At 46.9% G+C, this 25352-nt stretch carries 19 protein-coding genes, 1 pseudogene and 1 riboswitch; of the genes and pseudogenes, 6 read left to right on the top strand and 14 right to left on the bottom strand.

Annotation, left to right across the window (positions count from 1 at the left end; translation table 11 throughout):
* Positions 1-188 precede the first annotated feature (188 nt).
* The gene (locus AC4PM4_RS25125; RefSeq protein WP_017692264.1) at positions 189-353 is read left to right on the top strand and encodes a DUF1328 domain-containing protein; all 165 of its coding nucleotides are present in this window, start codon (positions 189-191) and stop codon (positions 351-353) included.
* Between the two features lie 398 nt (positions 354-751).
* Entirely contained in the window at positions 752-1255 is a 504-nt protein-coding gene (locus AC4PM4_RS25130; protein ID WP_491614799.1) for a hypothetical protein, read from the top strand.
* Between the two features lie 105 nt (positions 1256-1360).
* On the opposite strand, the gene AC4PM4_RS25135 is transcribed toward AC4PM4_RS25130, so the two are convergent.
* On the bottom strand, positions 1361-2251 hold the full coding sequence (locus AC4PM4_RS25135) for a cation diffusion facilitator family transporter (protein ID WP_063566592.1): 891 nt from the start codon (positions 2249-2251) through the stop codon (positions 1361-1363).
* Positions 2252-2543: 292 nt separating this feature from the next.
* Between AC4PM4_RS25135 and AC4PM4_RS25140 the strand changes: the two genes are divergently transcribed.
* Entirely contained in the window at positions 2544-2732 is a 189-nt protein-coding gene (locus AC4PM4_RS25140) for a hypothetical protein (protein WP_063566591.1), read from the top strand.
* A 167-nt stretch (positions 2733-2899) separates the two neighbouring features.
* Here the strand turns inward: AC4PM4_RS25140 and AC4PM4_RS25145 are convergent, their stop codons facing one another.
* The 6 genes from AC4PM4_RS25145 to AC4PM4_RS25170 form a co-directional block, all read right to left on the bottom strand.
* On the bottom strand, positions 2900-4525 hold the full coding sequence (locus AC4PM4_RS25145) for an ABC-F family ATP-binding cassette domain-containing protein (protein ID WP_063566590.1): 1626 nt from the start codon (positions 4523-4525) through the stop codon (positions 2900-2902).
* A 215-nt stretch (positions 4526-4740) separates the two neighbouring features.
* Positions 4741-5805 carry an MBL fold metallo-hydrolase gene (locus tag AC4PM4_RS25150; protein WP_491614800.1) on the bottom strand — a complete coding sequence of 355 codons (1065 nt, stop codon included), beginning with the start codon at positions 5803-5805 and terminating at the stop codon, positions 4741-4743.
* 71 nt (positions 5806-5876) lie between these two features.
* Positions 5877-6074, bottom strand: a complete 198-nt coding sequence (gene cydS / locus AC4PM4_RS25155) for a cytochrome bd oxidase small subunit CydS family protein (RefSeq protein ID WP_063566588.1) — start codon at positions 6072-6074, stop codon at positions 5877-5879.
* A gap of 8 nt (positions 6075-6082) precedes the next feature.
* The gene (locus tag AC4PM4_RS25160) at positions 6083-7117 is read right to left on the bottom strand and encodes a cytochrome d ubiquinol oxidase subunit II (RefSeq protein ID WP_491614801.1); all 1035 of its coding nucleotides are present in this window, start codon (positions 7115-7117) and stop codon (positions 6083-6085) included.
* Positions 7114-8460, bottom strand: coding sequence for a cytochrome ubiquinol oxidase subunit I (locus AC4PM4_RS25165; RefSeq protein WP_063566586.1), 1347 nt, complete (start codon positions 8458-8460; stop codon positions 7114-7116). The genes AC4PM4_RS25160 and AC4PM4_RS25165 overlap by 4 nt, the downstream gene beginning before the upstream one ends.
* A gap of 327 nt (positions 8461-8787) precedes the next feature.
* Positions 8788-11598, bottom strand: a complete 2811-nt coding sequence (locus AC4PM4_RS25170) for an ATP-binding protein (RefSeq protein ID WP_177031289.1) — start codon at positions 11596-11598, stop codon at positions 8788-8790.
* A gap of 380 nt (positions 11599-11978) precedes the next feature.
* On the opposite strand from AC4PM4_RS25170, the gene AC4PM4_RS25175 reads away from it, so the two are divergent.
* Entirely contained in the window at positions 11979-12677 is a 699-nt protein-coding gene (locus AC4PM4_RS25175) for a response regulator transcription factor (RefSeq protein WP_064640594.1), read from the top strand.
* Between the two features lie 40 nt (positions 12678-12717).
* Here AC4PM4_RS25175 and AC4PM4_RS25180 read toward each other — a convergent pair whose 3' ends face one another.
* Positions 12718-13158 carry a hypothetical protein gene (locus AC4PM4_RS25180; RefSeq protein WP_090811386.1) on the bottom strand — a complete coding sequence of 147 codons (441 nt, stop codon included), beginning with the start codon at positions 13156-13158 and terminating at the stop codon, positions 12718-12720.
* 225 nt (positions 13159-13383) lie between these two features.
* On the opposite strand from AC4PM4_RS25180, the gene AC4PM4_RS25185 reads away from it, so the two are divergent.
* The gene (locus AC4PM4_RS25185) at positions 13384-14526 is read left to right on the top strand and encodes a virulence factor (protein WP_064640596.1); all 1143 of its coding nucleotides are present in this window, start codon (positions 13384-13386) and stop codon (positions 14524-14526) included.
* Between the two features lie 142 nt (positions 14527-14668).
* Positions 14669-14886: riboswitch (Lysine riboswitch) on the top strand.
* Between the two features lie 114 nt (positions 14887-15000).
* On the top strand, positions 15001-16467 hold the full coding sequence (locus AC4PM4_RS25190) for an amino acid permease (protein WP_072735555.1): 1467 nt from the start codon (positions 15001-15003) through the stop codon (positions 16465-16467).
* A gap of 165 nt (positions 16468-16632) precedes the next feature.
* Here the strand turns inward: AC4PM4_RS25190 and AC4PM4_RS25195 are convergent, their stop codons facing one another.
* The 6 genes and pseudogenes from AC4PM4_RS25195 to AC4PM4_RS25220 all read right to left on the bottom strand — a co-directional run bounded on the left by AC4PM4_RS25195 (position 16633) and on the right by AC4PM4_RS25220 (position 25238).
* Positions 16633-17760 carry a transglutaminase domain-containing protein gene (locus AC4PM4_RS25195; RefSeq protein WP_491614802.1) on the bottom strand — a complete coding sequence of 376 codons (1128 nt, stop codon included), beginning with the start codon at positions 17758-17760 and terminating at the stop codon, positions 16633-16635.
* A gap of 198 nt (positions 17761-17958) precedes the next feature.
* A complete protein-coding gene (locus AC4PM4_RS25200) occupies positions 17959-20358 on the bottom strand; it encodes a YcdB/YcdC domain-containing protein (RefSeq protein WP_491614803.1) in 2400 nt (799 codons plus the stop codon).
* A 203-nt stretch (positions 20359-20561) separates the two neighbouring features.
* Entirely contained in the window at positions 20562-21512 is a 951-nt protein-coding gene (locus AC4PM4_RS25205) for an alpha/beta hydrolase (protein WP_491614804.1), read from the bottom strand.
* Between the two features lie 157 nt (positions 21513-21669).
* Positions 21670-22300: pseudogene (locus tag AC4PM4_RS25210) on the bottom strand (bifunctional 4-hydroxy-2-oxoglutarate aldolase/2-dehydro-3-deoxy-phosphogluconate aldolase).
* A 234-nt stretch (positions 22301-22534) separates the two neighbouring features.
* A complete protein-coding gene (locus AC4PM4_RS25215) occupies positions 22535-24502 on the bottom strand; it encodes a glycosyltransferase (protein ID WP_256338071.1) in 1968 nt (655 codons plus the stop codon).
* A 19-nt stretch (positions 24503-24521) separates the two neighbouring features.
* Positions 24522-25238, bottom strand: a complete 717-nt coding sequence (locus AC4PM4_RS25220) for a glycosyltransferase (protein WP_240321507.1) — start codon at positions 25236-25238, stop codon at positions 24522-24524.
* Positions 25239-25352 lie beyond the last annotated feature (114 nt).

Here is a 25352-nt window from a genome sequence, read left to right on the forward strand (position 1 = left end):
TTTGTTATTGCTTAGTTACCCGACCCATTCCGAGGCGAAACAAATAGGATATGAACTGTAAAAACAACTTCTCCTGGTAAAATATCGCAATGTTTCAACCCTAAAGGCCTCGGTTAAAGAACAACTACACACGGCAGTGAGACGAACACTTCTCGCTACCAAGTTCTATAAACGAAAGGATGATACACATGTTGAAATGGTCGGTACTATTTCTAATTATTGCTCTTGTTGCAGGTATTTTCGGATTCTTCGGTATTGTTGAAGCAGCTGCTTCGATTGCCAAAGTACTCTTCTTCATCTTTGTTGTACTGTTCGTCATCTCCCTGATTACGGGACGCAGTCGAATGCGATGAATAGGGCTTCCCAATTATGAACAGCACTCGATACATACAAAAGCCTATCGCGCTTGCAAAAGCCGGTAGGCTTTTGTGCGTTCATAATATCTTTTTTTGCAACAATTCTTCCCCAAGCACATTACGACTTCTCTCTATTATGTATTACGCTCCCTTCTGGTCTATTCATCGCTTCTCCCCGATTACATCATAAAAACAGGACCATTATGACATAGCCAACCCGGTTTTCTCCCACCGAAGTATGATATTTACAGGCTCTCCTTATACCCACATATGCTCCAGTTGACACTGGAGAATCCAAGAAAATATTGTTATAATTTGTGATTCACAAGTGAGCTTGCTTGGTTACTTTTAACACAGGACAACAAACTACATACCTAACCGAGGAGGAAAAACAAATGAAAAAAATCGTAAGTTTTGCCGCTGCTCTGACTTTGATGGGATCCATGGCTGCTGCCGCAGGTGCTGAGGAAGCGGTTACCGGAACGGTAGATCCAGAAACAGGAACTCCTACAACCACAACAACGCCAGCTGTTGAAGTGAACAAACCTGCTGTAGACACTGTAGAAGGCACAGCTGAGACCGTAACTGGCACAACAGTAGACACAACGGGTACAGAAGGTACTTCAACGACTACTGAAACAACAACTTCAACAAAGGATGACAAAATCTTTGATGAGCCTGTTGTGAAAGCAGGAGATGAGGTTCTGGTCCCTACAATGCTGCTCAACCTGTTGGAGCGCACATGGTTCTATGATGCACCTAATGGCAAACCAATCGGTGCACTGGGTTCCCAAGTCATCGATACGACAGGTGAAGTTGTAGATGGATTCGATGGTGGTCAATGGGTACAAGTGTATACATGGAAAGGTAAAGCTTGGATCCATGTTGCTATTCAATAGTATCGTATAATCGTTCTAACGATAAGTAAAGAGGACAGCACGCAGGCAGCGGCTGTCCTCTTTTCATTTGAAAATGCGCTTATTTCCGGTTTGTCCCTACCCATTTCAAGGACTTTCCGTCGTTCCTTCTTCCATCTTCGGCTCCACATGCACATGTACATGCATAATGTTATGTGAACGTTTCAAGCGCTCTTCGACCCGGTCACAGATCTGATGACCTTCGATCAGGCTCAGTCCTCCATCCACCTCAATAACCACATCCACCAGTACATGACTGCCGTGCACACGCGCCTTCACGTCCTTGATCATTTCTACACCAGGAACCCGCGCCACAGAGGATCTTAGGTCTGTCAGTTCTTTCTGATCAAATCCGTCTGTCAGACGATGTGTTGAATCACGGAAAATCTCCCAAGCTGTTTTACAAATCAACAGACCTACAGCAATTGCAGCTACTTTGTCCAACCAAGGAAGGCCAAATTGTGCACCGATGATCCCGATCGCAGCCCCTATGCTGACCCAGGCATCCGAACGATTATCTTTGGCCGCAGCCATCAGGGCCTGACTGTTAATTTGTTTGGCAAGACGATGATTGTAACGATATACGCCCAGCATTACCAGCGCACAGACAACGGCAACTGCTGCTGACCACAGATTTGGTGCTACAAAGTTTCCTTCATACCAGGAACGAACTGCTTCAACCAATACCTGCAGGCCAACCATGGCCATAATAAATGAAGCAATTAGGGCAGCGACTGTTTCCGCTCTAAAGTGACCATAGGCATGATCGGAATCAGGTGGCTTCTGGGATATGCGAAGTCCGATCAATACAGCAACCGACGCAACAATATCTGTAAGGTTATTAAAACCATCCGCCAGCAAAGCGCTGGAAGCAAACAAATATCCGCAGATCAATTTAAAAGCAGACAAGACCAGATAGGCCACAATACTGACCCAAGCCCCGCGCTCTCCTTTGCGTATTTCTTCGTAGGCGTTCAAACCGGGCGACACTCCTTTAACGTTTCGTATTACGGTTGTTCCATGTTACCAAATGCGTACTGTGTGGGTCTATAGAAACAGTGTTGCCAAGCTGCATTGCTGTAGGGAAGCCGAAACAAAGTTGCCAGACCGCAGGGCTGTAGGTGAAGAGAAAAAATGTTGGCTCAGTCAAAAAAGTGAAGGTTTTCAGCATTTTATCAGGTTGCCCTTGTGGGGCTTTTGTAAAACGTATAAAATGAGTACATCCCGTCCAATTTGGACGGCTTACTGTAAGACCGGGAGGGAAATAACGATGAGCGATAATAACGAACCGAAAAAGGTCAGTTTGCAGGATGCCATACGCCAGAAACTGGCACAGAAGAAAGAACAGGCAAACACGGGTAACCAATCCAGTGCCTATTTTGAAGGCGGCCCTAAAGCAATGAAGAGCCAAAACAACAAAAAGCCTAACAATCAGCGCCGCCGTACTGGCGGATCCTAGACCGCAAGAAGCTCTTGTATGAGATGTTTCTATGGTTACAGGGTCACCCTGTATGACCAAAAAAGAACCGCAAGCCTCCTCTGGAGAGCTTGCGGTTCTTTTTATCTTTTATAAAAACGTATGGTTAACTACGTTAACCATACTCAATGTAGACAGAATAGCTTATCTTAAGCTTCTACCGGATACATTTTGTTACGCAATTCTTTAATTTCGTCACTTTCCAGGTACTCATCATAGCTCATTTGGCGATCAATAACGCCGTTTGGCGTGATTTCAATAATCCGGTTAGCGATGGTTTGAATGAACTGATGGTCATGGGATGTAAACAGCATGGTGCCGTCAAAATCAATCATACCGTTGTTCAGTGCGGTAATGGACTCCAGATCCAAGTGGTTCGTTGGCTCATCTAGAATCAGAGCGTTAGCGCCTGTTTGCATCATTTTCGCCAGCATACAACGAACTTTCTCGCCCCCGGAGAGTACACTTGCTTTTTTCAGGGATTCCTCGCCTGAGAACAACATACGACCCAAGAATCCACGCAGGTACGTTTCATCCTGATCTTTGGAATATTGACGAAGCCAATCCACGAGACTCATATCTACGCCGTCAAAATATTTGGAGTTGTCTTTCGGGAAATAAGCTTGAGTTGTAGTAATACCCCAAGTGTATTCACCACTATCCGCTTCTGTTTCACCCATAAGGATATCAAACAACAATGATTTGGCATTACCGTTCGGGCCAACAAAGGCAATCTTATCCCCTTTATTCACCACAAAGCTGAGATCATTCAGCATATTCACACCATCAATTGTTTTGTTGATACGGTCAACGGTCAACAATTGTTTACCCGCTTCACGCTCAGGCTTGAAGTTGATAAACGGATATTTCCGGTTCGATGGACGAAGATCATCCAACGTGATTTTGTCGAGTTGTTTCTTCCGGGAGGTCGCTTGCTTCGATTTGGAAGCATTCGCCGAGAAGCGTTGAATAAAGGCTTGCAAGTCTTTAATCTTCTCTTCTTTTTTCTTATTAGCATCACGTTGCAAAGCAAGTGCCAATTGGCTAGATTCATACCAGAAATCGTAGTTACCTACGTACAGCTGGATTTTACCGAAATCGATATCTGCAATGTGTGTACATACTTTGTTCAGGAAGTGACGGTCATGGGATACTACAATAACGGTACCTTCATAGTCCATGAGGAAGTTTTCCAGCCATTGAATGGATTCGAGATCCAAGTGGTTGGTAGGCTCATCGAGCAACAGGTTGTTTGGACGACCAAACAAGGCTTGTGCAAGTAGGACACGAACTTTTTCGTTACCGCTCAGTTCAACCATTTTCTTCTCATGCATATCACGATCGATACCCAGACCGATCAAGAGTGCCGCTGCATCCGGCTCAGCATCCCAACCGTTCAGCTCAGCAAACTCGCCTTCAAGCTCTCCGGCACGCAGGCCGTCTTCTTCAGTGAAGTCCGCTTTGGCATACAGCGTATCTTTCTCTTTCATAATGGCATAGAGGCGACTGTGGCCCATAATTACCGTTTCGAGCACTTGATATTCATCATATTCGAAGTGGTTTTGCTTCAATACGGCCATGCGTTCGCCCGGGGTGATGTGCACCTCTCCCGAGTTCGATTCGATTTCACCGGACAAAATTTTCAAAAATGTTGATTTGCCGGCTCCATTGGCGCCGATCAGGCCGTAACAGTTGCCTGGTGTGAATTTGATATTCACATCTTCAAAGAGTGCACGTTTTCCGTAGCGAAGCGTGATGCCGCTTGTACTGATCATTAAGCATTACCATCCTTTATTTATTAATCTGCATACTGCATGAATAGCAACTTGCATTAATCTTGGATTCAATATCCCGATGCCTATTCTGGCACCATATTATAACACAAAAAAGCGGCAAATTCGAAAATTGGCCGCTTTTTACTCGTTAAAGATTTGGTAATCGTTTATTCATGCGGATATATCCTTACATTAGCATATTTGGATCACTTTTGTTAGTCCTGTTTGCTTTCTTCGTGTCGAATACGCAATGTTTCCCCATGTCCGAGCACCCGAATGCGCTCTGCGTTGATTCCAAGTCGTTCTCGTTCAACTTCCATTCGATCCAGCGCTTCCTTAGGTGTGTCATCCGCTAACTTAAATGTTCCATAATGCATGGGAACCATAAGCTGGGAACCCGTTTCTACAAATCCCTGCAACGCTTCTTCCGGCGTCACATGCTGGGATGTCATGAACCATTCCGGGTCGTACGCACCGATTGGCATCAGGGTAACACCGATGTCGAAGCGTTCTCCAATCGTTTTGAATCCCTGAAAGTATCCTGTATCCCCTACAAAATAAATGATTGGCGGACCGCCAGAAGATTGATCAGCCGATGCCTCTATTGACTCATCCGTTCCTGCTGCTCGGGAAATTTCATGACCATGTCCTTCGCTCGTCGCGGCACTCTCCTCCGACGGAATGACTGCCGGTTGATTTTGTTCCAATACATAACCGCCCCAATGGGACGTGTTGGTATCAAATAGGGTTCGGCGTGTCCAGTGCTGCGCGGGTACAAAGGTTATTTTGACCCCGCCAAGCGTAATATGTTCCCACCACTTCATCTCATGACACCGATGGAAACCTTTGCGCACCATTTTGCGCTTGAGACCATCGGGAACGATGAGCAGTGTCTTGGCTGTGACCAACTTCCGCAGCGATGCGAGATGCAAATGATCATAGTGTGAATGCGAGATCAAAATGACATCCAGAGGCGGAATATCCTGAATCGGAATGCCAGGGGCACCGAGTCTGCGCTGAAACCCCATTTTTTCCGCCCAGACCGGGTCTGTCACGATGTTTAGTCCATGATATTGAATGAAAAACGTGGAATGACCAATCCAGGTAATCGTGGTTTCAGCCCGGTTGGCGTGCAGATAATCCAGTTCAGGTGGGTGCTTGGGCACGGTGTAGGAATAATCCTTAACTTTGCTGCGCCGTTGCTCCCTCCATTGCTTGAATTCCTTCAGCGTTTTGTCCGTACTTACATTATCAATGTTGTTATAACGGATTTTCGGCATGAAAGGGCCCTCCTCCCTTCCTCGTATCTTAACAAAAGATTACCCCGAATTGGAAAGTACGTACCAACGAATCAATCCTTTGGATTTTTGCACTTCGCCAAGTAGACGAACAAAAACGCAATTGCAGCCACGATAATCAGTGGCGGGGCGTACATAATCGTAAAGGTCTCAAAAAAACTTAATCCCGTTATACCGGGAATCCCCCTCACTCCCTCGTCAGAGCTGAGAAGTAACCGTGGAAGCATGATGAACAGCTTGTTGGGAAGCATGAACGGACTCATCCTTTCTTTTTGCCAGCATTACCTCGCACATAATTGGCATCAAACAGAAACAGCTTCATAATGAGCACGAGTGAAGGAATGAGCACCAGCAGTCCCAGGCTGAACGCCGTAATGAGCGCAATACCCATCGTCTTGTTCGTAAAGCTGTCGAAAATATTAATGTACGGATACAGAATGTATGGAAGATGCGAGCGCCCATAGCCGTACCAGGCAAAGGCGAACTGCAGCATCACGGCGATAAAACACCAGCCCAAATATTTACGTTTCCATACCAGCGAGACGGCGATCACAAAACAGATAAAAGATGCGATAAACATCCATGAGATATTTAACATCTGCTCAAAGTGTGCGGGATTCTGTTTGTTAATCTGTAAAAATGCCAGAAAGCTGGCAAAAATCGTAGGCAGACTCCATAAGAGTGCATACTCCCGAAGAACTTCAAACGCTGTCTCATCCTCCGCCCGCTTGGCATAGTAGGAAAGAAACATCGCTGAGATATAGAGCACACTTACCAGTGCAAGTAATACAACAGACCAGGTATACGGATTCGTCAAAAACTCACGCCAGCGAAAAAGTACCTGATCTCCCACCTGCTCAATAATTCCACCTTCGGATATCGCCAAAATGGTGGAAAACACCGCCGGAATCAGCAATCCCGTCGCTCCATACAATGCCATGTAAATCCGGCTGTTCTGACCATTGTTCCCATAGGTATTATAGGCGTAGTACACGCCCCGGATCGCAAGCAGCACAATCGCTAATGAACCTGGAACAAGCAGCGCTGTCCCATAATAAAAAGCGCTATCCGGATAAAATCCGACCAGACCAACAACAAAAAAGATCAGAAACACATTCGTCACTTCCCACACGGGTGAGAGATAGCGCTGAATAATGTTATGGATTTTGTTCTCGTGTCCGGTTAATATGCTGTAAAAGCTGAAAAATCCGGCCCCAAAATCAATCGAAGCCACGATCAGATATCCAAACAGAAACGTCCACAAGATCGCGATGCCTGCAATTTCAAAGCTCAATGCACGATCCCTCCTTCCAGACCAAGAGACTCCAGTTCCTTCTCTGCTTCCTTGTTACGGAACAGCTTGCTGAGTACCCGAATCGCTGAAAAGCAAAGGATCAGGTACAGCAGAATAAACAGAACCAGCATCCAGCCCACGGAGGACGATGTTGTTGCTGCTTCCGATACCTTCATGTAACCGCGCAATATCCACGGCTGTCTGCCGACCTCGGCGAACATCCAGCCCAGCTCAATGGCAATCATGGCCAGGGGTCCAAGCAGGACGATGCCGAGCAAGAGCCATTTGGGATAAGGCTTGCGCCCCGGCAGCCAGCGTCGGAACACATAAAGCACCGGAATCAGCAGAATGATCACGCCGGTCGTTACTTTCAGGTCAAACATATAGTGAATGGACAACGGCGGCCTCAGATCAGCCGGAAATTCTTCGAGCCCCTTCACTTCCGTGTCCGGTCTGTTTCCCGCCAGTATGCTGAGTGCATAGGGGATCTCAATGGCGTATTTCACTTCATTGTTCTCGTCAAGGATACCCCCATAGACCAGTGGCGCCTTCGTCATCGTTTTGAAATGCCACTCTGCGGCGGCCAGCTTCTCCGGCTGGTATTTCGCCAGAAATTTACCGGAAGAATCTCCGATCATGACGGTGCTGACCGCAAATACGAGCGCGCATACCGTAGTGAGCTTAAGCGCCTTTTTGTAATACACATGATCCCGACCCCGAAGCAAGCTGAATGCAGCGATGCCTGCCAATATACCCGCACTCAATGTGTATGACGAGGCGAGCACGTGAGATACCTTGGTCGGGGTAGCCGGATTCAGCATCGCAGCAATGGGATGGATGTCCTTCATGATGCCATTAATCAGGGTAAACCCCTGAGGCTGGTTCATGAAAGAATTCACCGTTGTAATGAATATCGCGGAGGCAGAGGATCCTAGAGCCACCGGAATCAACAGCAGCATATGGGTATATTTCTTTTTGAAACGGTCCCATGTGTAGAGGTAGATTCCAAGAAAGATGGCCTCTATAAAAAAGGCGAACGTCTCCATAAACAGCGGCAAGGCAATCGCCTGCCCCGCTACTCGCATAAACATCGGCCACAGCAGGCTGAGCTGTAAACCAATTGAGGTGCCTGTAACTACACCAACTGCAACGGTAATAACGAAACCTCGCGCCCATCTGCGCGCCAGCAAGGTGTAATGGATATCATTGGTGCGCAGTCCGCGCCATTCAGCCAAGGCGATCATGAGTGGAACGCCTACACCGATGGAAGCAAAAATGATGTGCACAAACAGGGTAAGACCGGTCAGCATCCGGCTGAGCAGAACAGGATCCAGGGATGACATGGGTTACACTCCTCTTTCACATAATCGTTATGTACGACTTCATACCGCCTGTGTGACGATATGCCTCAATAACTCATGATCCGGATAATACTTTTGACAACGGCATACAGCACGATCACGGCTGCGACCAGGCAGACGATAATAAGGGTTTTCTCTTGTTTACGGAACATAGACCTGCCGTCCTCCTTTTGCATGGCATGCAAATTATGGCTCTATAGACAGTTTGCAAAAGAAGTTGTTTTTTTATCCGGGAAATTTTGAAAAACAAAAAAAGCCTTTATCTATTTCAGGATAAAAGCATCCTATTAGATAAAGGCTTCTCTTGCCTTACAAAAGTTCGTCTTGCTTAGGCAATCGAACCTTGAACGTGCTTCCTTTGTGCGGCGCGGATATAAAGGTAAGCGTTCCCTGGTGGTCCTCTACAATTTTGCGCGAAATGTAAAGCCCCAGTCCAGTCCCGCCAATCTGACGATGATCCGAATTGTCCACACGATAAAACTTCGTAAATAGCAGGTCCTGCACGTTCTCTGGAATACCTATTCCATAATCACGTACATCGATGCATAACCATTCTTTTTCTTCCCACAACGTAATATCAATTCGGTCTGCTCCAGGTGAGTACTTGACTGCATTACCTACCAAATTATGCAGCAACTGAACCATCCGATTCTGGTCCGCGTAAGCAAAAAAGTCTCCATTAAACGCATGTACATAAATGCGCTGAATGGATTGCATATTCCATTGCTCAGCAACACCCTCAACCAACTCAAGCAACGGTACATACGTCTTATGATAGGTCATGCCTTCATTGTCCAGACGTTGAATATCAAGTACATCATCCAGCAGACTACTCAGCCGTGCGCCTTCCGAAGAAATGGTCTCCATGAAGTCCTGACGCTGTGAGGCGGGAAGATCATACATCATCATTAATTCCACATAGCCCATAATGGTTGCTACAGGGGTCCGAAGCTCATGGGACACCACGCTGATCAGTTCGTTTTTCATCCGATTCAGGCGTTCTTCCTCCGTACGATCACGGAATACCAGGAGAAATCCATGGTTTTTACCGGGAACATCCATTTGCTTCATGTACAGGGAAAATACACTCTTTTCCACATCATTGAATATAAATTCAGTCTCCACAAAGGCCAGTTCTCCGTTCAGAAAAGCACGAGTCTGCTCAACCAAATTGAAATCGGCGGTTAACACCAGGGTATCAATGGCATTGGCTAAATCTTCGATCGATCTGCCCGAAAAATCTCCGAGGCCAAACATTTCTTCCATTCTTCTATTCACTATTGTGATGGTGCCGGAACGATCTGACATGACCAGACCTTCCCGAACGGATTCAATGAAATGCTCGCTGATGTCACGCTGTTCCTGAATGGCAACTTTTTCATGAAACAGCTCCGCATTCAGCTTCTCCAGAGCCAGCGCATGACGCACACGATCTTCTTCAGCCCTTGTGCGCTCGGTAATATCCTTGATAAACAAGTTATACAGCGTTTCGTTATTGCCCAATTGAATTTCTACAATTTTATACTCAATCGGAAAAACCGAACCATCCCAACGAATACCTGAAATCTCTTCGACAATGACATGCCGTTTACCCCGGATATATTCGAATCTCTCCAGCATTTCTTTGATTTCCATACAGCTCGCTCCTTGAAAAAGGGAAGGGGCCTCCTTCTCGAAAACAACTTCTTCTCGTTTCAGACCAAACATTCTTTCGGCTTCGGGATTAAACTCGATAATCAGTCCGTTTGAATCTACAGCAATAATGGCATCGATGGATGAATCAATAATAGCGCGTTTGATCTCCTCACTATTCTTCAGTTCTTTGGTTCGCTCTCTAACCCTGTCCTCCAGAGTGAGCTTGTCCTGACGAATCTGTTCGAATTGCTCTAGAAGCACATCAGCCATTTTGCGCAAATTACCAATCAGTATCTGTACTTCTGTTACATGGCTGGTTGGCCATTCCATCTCCCCATTACGAAATAACAGCCTCGGAAGAGAACCAGTCATGCGTGTAAGACGCTTCAATGGACTTATTACTTTTCGGCTGAGAGGAGCGGCGACAATCATGGAAGCCACAAAAATGATGAACAGAGATTGAAGTGTGGTCAAGTAGATCGCCTCAATCCGAGTGTAATAATTGGCTGAGTTGGTCTCAACAAATACTCGATATGGAGTGCTTGTAGTCATATCTGCTTCGTACATGAACGATGCCTGTTTCCAGTGAGTAAGTACATCACTATAATAAGCATCCCCGGAATGAAATAGTATGCTGTTCTCGCCTGGCTTGAGAACACGATATTTGTTGATATCCAGGTATTCTCCCACTTGGAGCGTATCCAGCCCAGAAGCAATGACCTTATCATTTGGGTCAAGAATGATGACATTCACACCCAGTAGATGATGATAACGCTCCATACTTTGATGCATGTTCTCTTGGGTTAGATATCGATCATTTAAATCCTTGATCACAGCATTCGCAGCATGTTTTAGATTAGATACAATGGTGTCATTGATCTGACCTAGCTGTCTTCGGCTATCGGCCGATAACAGAACAAGAGAGACAACGACTACAAAAGCTACGACGTATTTAAAAGCAATCCGTGTGAGCGGAATGGTTCCTGTCCGTTTCGACTTCAGCTCGCCATTGGTAATCCAGAAGTCCACCACAATACCTGCAATTAGTGCATTCACCATGCTAGTCACAGCAACATGCATATATCCATACTTTAATTCTTCAAGATTCATGCTCATCATGAAATATCCATAAAAGGTCACTGGCAATAACATCACGACCCAGAATGCAGCATTGGCCTTCATGACACTTCCATTCTTCCATCGGATCTGCCATCCCAGCATCCAGATTAATTCAATAGTATGAGCGCCAATCATAAAAAAACTATTTGGGACTAGACCCCCGAATAATACACCCAAGGTACAGATTGCTATCAAAGAAGTGAATCCGTATATGGCTCCATGTAAGCGCAAGGCAATAAAAGTTGCGGCTGTGCCGAACAACAGCTGTACCCCATAAAACAGAGTCAGCGGAAATATCGTTCCCAGCGTACCAAGGATAATTAGGATGGCCGTACCCAACCACGGAATACGGAGTTTGATTACCATCCACTCCAACACCTTATTTACCTTTATGTAGTCCATAGGCAGCTGGCCTTATGACTGATTTCTATGTTTGCATTCAACAACAACGTTGGTACCTCCTATGGATTAAAGCTCGTAAGATCTACTTTATTTCCCTCAAACCGTTCTGATACATTATACTGTAATAACTACTCGATGTAGCTTTGGAAAATTTTGAATGATCGGCAATTGAGCTGCATTCATGGTAAAATACTGAAGTTTAGCTGAAACCCTATAGAACTTACTACATATGCATCCTATATTCTGGAATACAAACATTAAAAAATTTGCAGCATTTCCACACATATTACGGCTTTTTCTAAGAAGTTTCTTAACAAATTCATTTCATCAGGAGTGTGACCTCAATGTCTATCAAAGTTCTTCTTATAGAAGATGAGAAAAATCTGGCCGACATGATTGCTTTCTTTCTTGAGGAGGAGGGTTACATAACTGAACGGGTCCATCATGCACGCGAAGCACTTCAACTTTTCCCACGATTCCAGCCCGATATTGTAGTGACTGACTTGATGCTGCCTGAAACAGACGGTAATGATCTGGTTGATGCGTTTCGCCAACACTCGACTGTACCCATATTAATGATCTCAGCCAGCACCATGCTGAATGATCGGCTCCGAGCATTGCACAATGGTGCGGATGATTTTCTTTGTAAACCCTTTAGTCTAAAAGAGCTTGACGCACGAATTAAGGCATTATTGCGCAGATCGGCCATCTCCTACCCGGACAAGCCGATAAAAGAGGACAAACCGGCTGAAATTGTCGGACATGTCAGTGTGAATGAGTACAGAAGAACTTTGTTTGTGGATGGCCTTGAAATTGAGGTCACTCATATTGAGTTTGAAATTATGAAGGAATTGTACCGAAATCCCGGCAAAGTGTTCACCCGCAATGAACTCATGGATCGTATTAAAGGCTCAGAACGGGCATATCTGGACCGTACAATCGATGTGCACATCTCCAGCCTGCGTAAAAAAATTGAACCCGACCCCAAAAATCCAAGGTATATCAAGACGGTTTGGGGAACGGGATATAAATACGTCATTTAGTACACGCCGAAATGAAATAATGGCTCATGTCCTCTCTCTGTCATCGTCTAATCGACTGGGTTGAGGGCTGAGCTGTTTTTGTTTTGTATGCAAAAGAATGCAGCAACCGCTGGATTTCCATGATCAGCCGATCTGGTTCTTCCTCTTGCCAGAGGATCATCTTTATCAGGCCCGTACCCGTAATAAGCTGCAAATGGCGCTTGCGAATCAACGATTGAAAATCCGTAATCACCAGCAAAGGAATCTGAGGCATAAATGCCCGAATGGCATTCGCTGCTGATACGGCTTGCCCAGCGTCCTGATAATCCACAATACAATAGTGAGCTGTGCCCCATTCCTCCCCCTCCTCGTTATTTACGTTCTTTTCTCTCTTCATTGCGGGCTCCCTCTGCTCGTCTGTTATCCATTCATTCAACAATTCAATCATATTGTCATAATCAATACCACGACTTCCGTCCGAAAGTACGGTAATGGGTTCCATAGGTATAACCTCCAGTTCATTCTCTCTTCTTATTGTGCCAATCTTCATTTAAAAATGTTCGTGTGTGAACATAAAAGAAGTGTTAACTATCTTCGTACGTCTTAACAAACTGTGTAAGGTTCATTACCCATTTCGCAGTTTGCGGCAATTCATGTAAAATAGGGATATGCCCGTGTCCATTGCGGGAACTTTAAGAATGAATCCGGTACAGGAGGTTATGAACCGATGAATATTGTTTCCATTGAACCAACACCCAGTCCCAATACGATGATGCTGCATCTGGACGAACGTCTGGAGGACGGGATCCGCAGAACATATACACTGGATAACGAACGGTCTGCTCCGGCGTTTATTCGCCAGATGCTTCATATTCCCGGAGTAAAAAGTGTATTCCACACGACCGACTTCGTAGCTCTTGACCGCAAGGGAAATGCGGATTGGTCCGTCATACTTGGCGAAGTCCAAAGCCGTCTTGGCCAACAGGGAATTGATCTGGACTGGATTGAATCTGAAGATGCCTCTGGCGAGCACTTCGGTGAAGCACAGGTATTCGTTCAATTTTTCAGAGGTGTACCGATGCAAATTCGGGTCAAAGCCGGCGCCAAGGAAGAGCGCATTTCGCTCTCGGATCGATTCGTCAAAGCCGTTACTGAAGTCGCCAGTGCAACGCTGATCAAGGAACGGAAACTGAGTGACTATGGCGTTCGCTACGGTGAATTGCCTGAAATCGCAAGAGAAGTTGAACAGGAGCTGGAAGCAGCATATCCGCCTGAGCGTCTGGAACGCGTGATTCAACAAGCCATTGAGCACGGCTCCAATGCCGAAGAATTCGTGGAACGTCGCCGCCAGCTGGATGGTGCCGAGCTTGAAGAGGCTCTGCATAATGAGGACTGGAATGTTCGCTATGCTGCATTTGATGGCATGGAACCTACAGCAGAACGGCTGCCACTCGTTGCTCATGCACTCCATGACAATAAAATGCAGATACGCCGGCTGGCTGTTGTATATCTTGGTGATATCCGTACACCGGAAGCGATGGAATTGCTGTACGAAGCTCTGCAGGATAGTTCGCCTGCTGTACGTCGAACTGCCGGAGATACCCTCTCCGATATCGGTGATTCTGCAGCAACGGCAGCCATGACAGCTACGTTATCCGACAAGAGCAAGCTTGTACGCTGGCGTGCGGCCCGCTTCCTGTACGAAGTGGGAACCGAAGAAGCAGAGCAAGCTCTGCGGAAGGCAGCCGAAGATCCTGAGTTTGAAGTCAGCCTGCAAGCCAAAATGGCACTGGAACGGATTGAATCCGGGGAACAGGCAGCTGGAACCGTATGGCAGCAGATGGCTGGGCGTAACAAGACGTCGGAATAGTCCTTTCGATTCATATCCAACAATTGTTATTGCACTGGAATACCATGGGGGTTATACTGATTGTCTGTTTACTAAACAGGACATTGAGTGTTACGTTCTGTGATTTATAATTTCATAGACAATAGATACACCTCATCCATGATGATGAGGTAGAGGTCGCGGGTGCGATCAGTACGCTGAAGGAGGCGCTAAGGAGCCGCTTATGAATTCAGCCGAAAGGTGCACCCGCCGAAGCTCGCAGGACGGTTCCTTACGTTGTCCAGCGCGGCTGGGGCTGTTGCCGAAAGGTGCAGAACTGTCACAGATGTATGATGCCTTCCTCGGAGGGTATGATTTCTTCTGTGTTGAGCTATCTTAAACATCTGGGACGAGGTGCGGACGATTGATAATAAAGACCGCAGGCTAATGCCTGCGGTCTTTTGGTTATTTCCATTGTTCTGAACCCATTAGTACGCTGAAAGAAGGAGTGTTTCCATGCAAGACCGCAACAACCAAACTAACACAGGACCTACCCTGAAAAAAGGACTACGCGCAAGGCATATGACCATGATTGCACTCGGTGGATCCATTGGTACAGGACTGTTCCTCGCAAGCGGAACCGCTATTTCCAATGCAGGCCCCGGCGGTGCACTGATTGCTTACGTTGCCGTCGGCATCATGGTCTTCTTTCTTATGACCAGTCTCGGAGAGCTGGCTACCTTCATGCCTGACTCCGGTTCATTCAATACGTATGCGGCCCGCTTCGTCGATCCTGCCCTCGGGTTCGCCATGGGTTGGAACTTCTGGTACAACTGGGCCGTCACCATTGCAGCAGAACTCGCTGCAGCAACCGTACTCATCAAATACTGGTTTCCTGACAGTTCATCCATGTTGTGGAGTCTGTTGTTCCTCGTATTAATCTTTGCCCTAAATGTACTGTCTGTTAAAGGGTACGGAGAGTCGGAATACTGGTTTGCCATTATCAAAGTCGCTACAGTGATCATCTTCCTTACCGTTGGTGTGCTCATGATCTTCGGCATTATCGGCGGAGAAGCGGTTGGATTCAGTAACTTTACTATAGGAGACGCCCCATTCCATGGCGGATTCTTTGCGGTTCTCGGTGTATTTATGGCTGCCGGGTTCTCATTCCAGGGAACGGAGCTCATTGGCGTAGCAGCCGGTGAGAGCGAAAATCCGCGTGAAAATGTCCCGCGTGCTATTCGGCAAGTGTTCTGGCGTATTCTGATCTTCTACATTCTGGCAATTACAGTCATCAGTCTGATCATTCCTTACACACATCCGAATCTGCTTAAAGGTGATCTGAACAACATCGGAGTTAGTCCGTTTACTCTTGTCTTTGAAAAAGCCGGTCTGGCCATTGCTGCTTCCGTCATGAATGCCGTTATTCTGACCTCTGTACTGTCTGCCGGGAATTCAGGCATGTATGCTTCAAGTCGTGTTCTGTATGCTCTTGCCCGGGATGGCAAAGCGCCTCGCTTCTTGGGTCGGCTGAACAAAAAGGGCATTCCAATGAACGCCCTGCTCTTGACCACAGCGGTAGGTATGCTCGCCTTTCTAGCCTCCCTTTTCGGTGATGGCATTGTATACACCTGGCTGCTTAATGCATCCGGTATGTGTGGCTTTATCACCTGGCTCGGCATTGCCATCAGCCATTATCGCTTCCGCCGTGCGTATGTGGCCCAAGGTCGGGATTTGAACGATCTGCCCTACCGTGCACGCTGGTTCCCATTTGGTCCGATCTTTGCTTTTGTGTTATGTATCATCGTCATTATTGGACAGAACTATCAGGCGTTCACGGGTGATCAGATCGATTGGAGCGGAGCCCTCGTCGCTTACTTGAGCGTTCCGCTGTTCCTGATCTTATGGCTGGGTTATAAATTTATTAAGAAAACAAAAGTTGTACCATTACAGGAATGTGATTTTACAACAACAAACGAATAACGATATTGCACAGGCAACCTTCTTCCGATGGAGAGAAGGTTGCCTTTTTGGTTCGTCCAAGTTTCGAGATAGCTATCACTCAAGCAAAAAAAGAACGCTCATTCATGAGCGTCCTTGTTCACCATAAGGTGTGTCCTATTATAATCATTCATACAAAGTTTGATGTCACATGGTCCAGGTAATTTTCACACGCAGATCCACGGTATCCTCCATGTTGGACACGTAATACGATATCGACTTCATGCCAAGCTGATACAGATCCTGCAAATCCTCTACTAGTCCCGTTTCAGTACCCTTGTATCTGAAAGTCAGCGAGGTTCCGCCATCCTTGAGCACACTCTGAACTTTAGTTTTCAGCGCGGAATGACCACTAATCGCATCACTTTCGTCGTAGAGCGAGTATTCCAGTGTATGATACAGCTTCTGGTACGCGTTTGCCTTGCTACCTCCCGCCTTCACCAAAGTTTGCAAAGCTTCACGATAGGGAGCAGAGGCAGCAGGATACTTGCCTTTAGCTGTCCATACATGGTCACGTGCCATCTCATCATCACTGAGCAAATAATAATTGTGACTTACCTTGCCCTTACGGTCAGGAGTAGGATCATCCCACGTCGTATCCATATGGTACCACTTGCCATCCAGCTTGACGAGATTCCAGGCGTGTAATTGCTCACCAGCCGTTCCTTCCACAATCCGGTTCTCTATACCCACCTGCTCCAGCATGCGATAAGCCAGCAATGAATATCCCTGACATACGGTACTGCCGGTAACAAGTCCATCGTATGCAGTATATTTCTGCAAGGATGTATCGTAGGAAAGGTTAAGTACAATCCAGTCATGAATGACTTTAACTTTCTCATGATTCGTCATGCCAGGCACGATAATCTCTTTGAGCACGTTGGTCACCTTGCGGTTCACGTAGTCGGTCTGCTGCTTCGTTTCCCGATAGGCCAGCTTCACATGTACCTCTGCGGATACATTGGAGCCTTTATAGTTAAATGCATAGCTTTTAACGGTATATTGAATATAAGGATCACTGGTCATTGCTTCGTCAATGGAGCTCTGCAACTGTTTTTTGAGGCCTTTCACATTGCCTTTGTATGTAAAAATAAGTTCCTCCGTACGCTGGGACATCGCATTCAGCAACGTCTCGCGCAGATCCGTATTCGTGGATATGTCCGATGTTCCCGACGCCGCGTACAGCTGATCCAGATCGACTGCATGTGGCAGTGCCACAGCAACAAGACAACCAGCCAATAGCAGGGTTATCACTCGTTTTCCGTGCTTGCCCATGAAAGGATACCACCTCTCTTTGCAAAGTTCTCATGCCTCATTGTATCACAAAAGGGATTGACGGCAGGCTTCTAGTTTTGTCGAAAAGCATCAAAAGAGACCCTCCGTAGAAGGTCCCCCTGTCTTCAGCAAAACACCCTAACCTACCCGTTATCCTCATCATATGACTCTTCCGGGCATTTATGCAACAAACTCCAATCAATATAAACGATTGCCGCTCATAAAGGTATCCGTCTTGCCCTGAAGCTTGGCCAGACGTTCCAATACCTGAGCCGCCTCGGCAACCGTCACTTTGCGTGCAGGCATGAATCGTCCTTCAATCGAAGGCAACAATCCCAGCTTGATGCTGAGGGAGACCGCTCCCTTGTTGTTGACTGCACTGGCATCTGCCAGGTTGGGAAGATCCGATGGCAATGTGTAGAATCCGGCCAGTTTCTCATAGCGCAAAATGCGCACGAGCAATACTGCCAACTCTTCACGAGTCATCTCCTCTTCTGGATTTAGCTTCGTTTCAGAATCAGCACCCGCTAACCAGCGCTGATCGATCAATGTCCGCACAGCTTGGTAATAAGGGCTCTCCGGGGTAATGTCAGCATATAGCTTCTCACTCCCGTTTCCACTGTAATACATATCCATATTCGGGTTAACCGCTCTTGCCAGATAGGTAAACCAATCACCCTTCGTGATGACCCGGTCTGGGAATACACGTCCCTGCTCATCTGAGTGAATTACGGCATGTTGAGTCATATTCCGAAGCGAAGCCTCCGCCACATGACCCGAAATATCACTAGGTTCAACATTCGCTGTGGCACTTCCAGTACCGTATAAAAACTTCCATTCCCCAGTGTTAGCATCAAGTACTTCATAACTGGCGGAAATCGAATTTCCATTTCGTGTAGGCTGGTAAACCAGGTTTACACCCGAGGGAACGACCTGACCTGTACTCATGGCATAACCACCGTAGCGGGAGTAAGCCAGTGTTAACTTGAATGCTTCCAGATAGGTCGCCTTTGCCTTTTCATAACTGATGGCTGGTTTGGTGTTTCCAGGCAACTGTTCAGGCGTTGCAGCAATCCTTGTATAAAATTCGTTGATGTCTCCATCCTTCAGAACTTGTACTTGTACTGTATCATCCATAATCGCAATTCCGTTCATGTAGCGCTGGAACATAAATGTACGTGCACCTTCAAATTCAAGCACGCTGGACAATCGGAATTGTTCTGATGCACTCGGAACCAATGCAATCACCTTATTGATTGCAAGCTTCTCGGCTTGTGTCCGGGTTACGGACTTAGTCTCATTTTCATCCGCTGGTTTCTCCTGCGCTGTGCCCGGCTCCACCCGTTGATACAAGCTGTAACTGTAAATCTGTCCAGTAAGCGCATCTACCTGTGCTGAAATATCTCGCATGAACATGTAGGATACATTCGCATTTCGATTGCTCCAGCTCAGGCTCCAGACTTGATTGTTAGGACTCGCATACTCACCTTTGCTTAACTGACTATGCTCCAACTTGTAACCTTTCGGAATATCAAAGTTCTTTTTAATGATGTTCTCAGCCTGTTGTGCATTTAATTTCTGGCCGTTCGCTGCGACAAAAGGAGCTACACTTCCTTTTAAAGGTTTATTCTGCTGTAAAGAATCTTCATCACCAATAGCTTTTCCAGTAATCGCGTTAATCGGCTCCAGTGTATTAGCATCCAGCGGAACCATGCTGGAATTCCTCGGCATATAACCAAGATAATACTTTTGTCCTTTGAGCGAGGATAGACGATCATTCGAGATATAAGCGAGCTGTACATCAAATTGCTCCTCAAATCGTTGACTGGCCTTCTCTTCCGATGCTGCCGACTTCGATGAAGGATATTCAGCTCCGGTTGTACTTCTTGAATAGCCTGTCACCAGGCCACTTTCATCCACACTTATGTAGATCGTCTCTGCCTCAGACAACAAACCTTCATGCTTGAGTTGGTAACCATATCGATATTCCGTTCTGCCAAACAAAGATTGCTGTGCAGTGAATTGATACACATCTCCAAGAGAAGCATACTCATTTTCTTTCAATCCGGGAATAGCTTTGAATAGTAATGCCTCTGCATACTTCTCAGCCTCGTCTTTGGTCAATTTGACATCAGAAGCAGTAGACTGCTTATCCAGTAATTCAGAAGGCAAATGTACGCTTAGCACTTCCCCCGTGCCCGCATGTACCGTTGCGCTGAATCCCATCGTATGATTTCCTTCGACAATTTGAAAGCCAATCTCCCACGCCTTGTAATCCGGTGGTGGGTAAGAGTTCGGTGAATCGAATCGTACAGATGAAATCGTCGCCTTTTTTAACAATGGAAATAATTTCAGTATATTCTCGCTGGCTTGCTTGGAGGAGATTTTGGCTCCTTCAGGCACCTCGTTGTCTGTTAATCCAAGTGGTTGTTCCGTTTCCCCCGCTGCGGATTCTGTTACCTGTTCCGCTGTCGCTGCCGACGCGCTGCCTGCAAACCCTGGTGTCTGTGATGCCAGAAGCAAAGTTGCCATGGCTGCTGTAGCCGCTTTGGCTGTAAACATTTTGAATCGCACATTAAAATTCCAATCAAAACTCAAATCTGGACCTCTCCCTTCAATTTCATACAAGGATGCATGCAAAATAACCTCGCATGAATATTGCCAGTCTATTCTATGATACCATAAGCTTCCTTTTTAATCGTCATTTTCCCAACAATTTTACAAATGTGAATTTCTGCATATTTTATAGAAACAGCAAAAAAACGCCAACTGGGTTGGCGTTTCGACGATCAGCCTGAGCATCAAGTGGGCTGAATTTTCTCTATATTAACGTTCGGTATAACAGATTCATTGGACTGAGCCTGCACCTGTACATGAGTTTTCAAAAATGGAATCACCGTATTCCAGAACGCGGGATCTTCTTCTGAACAGCTATGGCCACCGCTATTGACCCATAGATGCTCCACGGGCGGATCCGCTTTGGACATAAAATATTCAAGTTCGCTTGGTGGAATAAAGTTATCACCTTTGGAATGCACCATAAGCATCGGCAGCTGCATGCCTTTGCGCCGTTCGTTCAGCAGCATAACTGGATCGCGCTGGCGATACGTTTTCAGAGATTCACCAAGCCGCCAGAACCAGATTCGCGGAATCAGCTGGGCCAGCGGAAACAGAGGCAGACGTCGCCGTCTCAGCTCGGAACTTACGATAACCTCGAATTGGGATGGCATGGAGTCCGTGATCACCGCTGATACAGGAATGCCCTCCGTCACAGCGAGGATCGTGCCTAGCCCGCCCAAGGAGTGCCCAAGCACACCGATTGCAGCAGGATCAATTTCCGGCCGTGAGGACGTATATTGCAATGCTGATAGCAAATCGTCGCGGAACAGGTAAGCTGAAGCCGCTTTAACTGGATCACTGGCTCCATGGCTTCGAACATCGTACATAAAGAGCGCATAACCTGCTTCCCAAATGGGACGAGCATAACGGAGGACACGTGATCGGTTGGAGCCCCATCCATGTGCAATAATAACCAAAGGCCAAGGCTTCAGGATATGAGCTCCAGCCGGAATGAACCAGCCATGCACTCGCCCGCCTCCACTCTCAAAGGTTATATCCTCAAATGGCATGGGCGGTGTGAGCGTAATCGGAATCTTTTTGGGGGTCTGACTATTCACCGCTGCCTTCCATAAACCACCCGCAGTTACCGCGGCAACAGCAATCATCCCGCCAATCATCGTTTTAGCTTTCACTGGTGTCACTCCTCTCCGTTTTCTGGCCTAACTCCATCATAAGACAGCAAGGTTAACAGGACGTTAATCCACATCACTTCTTATATTATCTAATGGTACAGAAGCTCTCCTTATATATACCCCGATGTGTCTGGTCCACTTCTGTTGGTTTCCTGGTTCAACCCTCGAGTTTCGCTATTTCCACAAATGCACGTGTGCAAGCGGCAATCTGCTCATCATTCCCTGCTGCAAGTGCTTCTCGTGGCAAAAGTGCACTTCCAAGCCCCACTGCCGCCGCACCCGCTGCATAATAATCTGCAATGTTATCCAGTGTGGCTCCTCCTGTTGCAAGCAGTGGAATATGATTCAGTGGAGCCTTAATTTCACGTAAATACGGAATACCCAGACTTGCCATTGGGAACAGCTTCACCACTCTTGCTCCTGCTTCATAGGCAGCCACAATCTCCGTTGGCGTCATCGCACCGGGCCAGATCTCCACTCCATGTTCTACAGCATATTCAATAACAGACAGATCGACATTCGGAGACACGAGAAATTGAGCACCCGCTGCGACGGCTTCTTTGGCCATCTGCACATTGAGTACCGTGCCCGCCCCGATATAAGCCTTACCCTCATGCCTTGCACGCCAGTCTGCAATAATATCGTGTGCCCCAGGTGTGTTCAGCGTCACTTCCATCAGTCGGATTCCACCATGTCATTCCCTGCCCTGCTGCCTGAGCAGATTCACGGCTAATACCACGAACAATAGCCACCAGTCTCGATTCCAATAATACTTCCGTCAGATTCATGCCAACTTCCCCTTGTTTCATAGATTCGGCAGCCGAAGACAAGTATTCGTTATCACCGCTTTTCCGTTAGTCACTATTGTAAAGCATATCGTCCCCTGGATGAAATCATTTGATCCAATTTCTTGTGAGAGTGTGTGCACCAATGTCTCCGGTATAAAGTTAAATAAGAACACAAAAACCTCTCCATGGAGAAAGGGATTATTCATCCACTTTATTCCATTAGAGAGGTTTGCTCTAAGCATTTTCCAGCACGTTATTATCCTTCTCCAGATCCTTAAAATACTTATCATTATACAACATGCTGGGATGTGTCGGATGGTACATCAAAGCAATGTCATTGTGCTCTTTGGCTTTTGCCCGATTGCCCATCCGGTCATAACACACACACAATTGTAAATGCGGCATCCATGTCCATGCAGCTTCGTTCAATACTACCATTGGATCGGTCGGGCGTACGGCGCGGGTCGCCTGTTCATACCAGTATAAGGCTTTGCGGTAATCGGCACGGTCAGCAAAATATCCACCCAATCGGCAGCAGATCTCTGCCCTCGGCAAATCAAAGGCAAAGGATCTCAACAATGCCGAGACTTCCTTTTCCGAACGTTCAAGTGATACCTCGCAATCAGCTATTTTCTGGCATGCTGCGATCTGATCCTCCACCCATCCCAGCCCGGTGTCCAGAAATTTTCCATAGTACTGCACCGCATCTTCAAGATGCCCGTGGTCTTTCAATTCATTGCCAAAATAATATAAATCACGCGGAGAGAATTCCTCCCCTGCCTGTTCGCGTTTGCGATATATCTTTAGATTGCGATCCGTGTATTCCTTATCTTTCTTATGCGTGACTGCCACGTCACTATGCAGCAGATGACCGGCCACTTCCAAATATTCATGCACGGCACCAATCCAGCGATAATTCCGATCCCTGCGCACCAGTCGGTTCCGCCTCAGACTATATGCCACCTTCCCCTCCGCCGTAAAGGACAGATGATAATCCATCGTCACACTATCCACAGCAGGGTCCAGGGAGCGCTTCAGTTCAATGAGCTTCACCCGGTCATCCGGTTCAAACACATCATCTGCATCCAGCCATAGTATATATTCACTTGTTGCCTGTTCAAAAGCAAAGTTCCGTGCTGCCGCAAAATCATCCACCCATTCAAAATCAATGATACGTTCCGTATAACGAGCTGCGATCTGACGGGTCTGGTCCGTCGAACCCGTATCTACAATTACAATCTCGTCAGCGATCCCATTAACCGAGTCCAGACATCTGGAGAGGGAAGCTTCTTCATTTTTCACAATCATACACAGCGAAATACTGATCGATTCTTCTCCGCGTATGGCTCTGCGATTAAAAGCAGCTACTCCGGGCAATTCCGATAGTCGGTAGATGTGATAGGCCGGAAAATGTGTATCTACGTATAAACGGAACCCCAGTGCCTGAGCACGGATGCAAAAATGGCGATCTTCTCCCCAGAAAGATACATTCGGAATCTGGTCATAGGAAACTCCGGACTCCAATACGTTCCTGCGAATAAGGGTACACGCCCCAAGTCCACCCACTTCATAACAACCCGGGGTACGCAATTGCCTCAGGAATGCATCCGTCTGTGTACCTTCGTCCTCTGCTTCCTCCCCTGTATTGCGTTTGCCTCCCTTGCGAAACAGGGCGTACTCATCCTGCAACCAGACTTGTGGCATTTCCCTTGTGCCCGGCTGCCATCGAGTCCAGAAGATATTGGAGATGATCTCCTTCCTGTTCGATACGAGCTGTTCCAATGTCCGTGGATGCAGGACGAGATCGGAATCAATCAAGAACACGGCATCGTACTTCTGGTCACGGGCATATGCCAAAATACGATTTTTCAGTCCGGCTACCCGCCAGATCTGTTCGTCACGCCAATAGTGCCCACCCTCGTCCTTGTTGTAAATTCCTTTTCCCTGATTGGCATCTGTTTCATCTACATTCGCATCCAAAAGGTTGCCTTCATGCCGAAGTACAAACTCCTGGAGCATATTGGATGCCGCTTCTTCTTCGTTGTCGTCCACAAACAGATAGTCTGTCGTTACCGTCGTTCTCTCAAGCGATTCCAAGGACTGGAGAAATTCACGGAGTACCGCAGCCGTCTGCCGAACAGGGCTTGCGATAAGAATCTTTTCCTTTGGCTCTTCTTTACCTTTTTCTTTTTCCTTCTTCAACTCTATTGTCCTCCTTCCCTTATTCCGACCATTCCAGAAGTATTGGATCTGCATCCAAAATGGATTCGTACTGTTCCTTCCAGCCATATCTCGCATCCGGGTCCAGTGCTTGATAACGCTCGTATTTACGAATCCGGTCCTCTGCACGCGCCCAACCATAGTGCTTCACTCGAGGGGAGTGACATCCATAGGCAAAATGCTGAATCGTTAGCGGAAAACGGCCGCAGTGCTGCGGGGTTTCCTTCCACTCATAGCTCCATTCCGGTCGGTATCGGACCAGAAATGGCCGATAATACGCATGAGCCTGCCAGTATTGGTCTTCCCGGTAATGTGTATCACTCCACATATCAAACAACCTGAAATAAATGGCGTCCTCCGTTCCACCCAACAGTTGATTCCGTACAATACCAAAATCCGTTGTCAGAATTTCATCCGCGTCCAGGTTCAAGATCCATTCCGGTCCTGTAGCCACTGTTGTCTCCCACTGCTGCTTGCGTAAACTCACCTCATCTGCAAATAGGGAGGCCGGATTCACAATCAACGTAAGCGGGATTCCCTCCAGCATTTCCTGGCATAAAGCGACGGTATGGTCTGTACTTCCGTCGTCAATGATCACCGCACGATCAATCCACGGCCGGTGAGTCTCCAACGCCTGTCTGAGATACCTGTGCTCCTCATTGCGAACAATCATGGACAAGGTGACATGCGGCCTCGTGGTTGCTTCACGATCTTCCAACTCCCCACCTCCAGGCTGAGTCTGTCACGCGTAATAATTGATGTGATATGAATGATTAATTGGCTGAACCTCTATTAACCTCAATATCTAATCTATGCACGTCTGGAACAGGGT

This window comes from Paenibacillus sp. MDV22-iso6 (assembly GCF_058408365.1).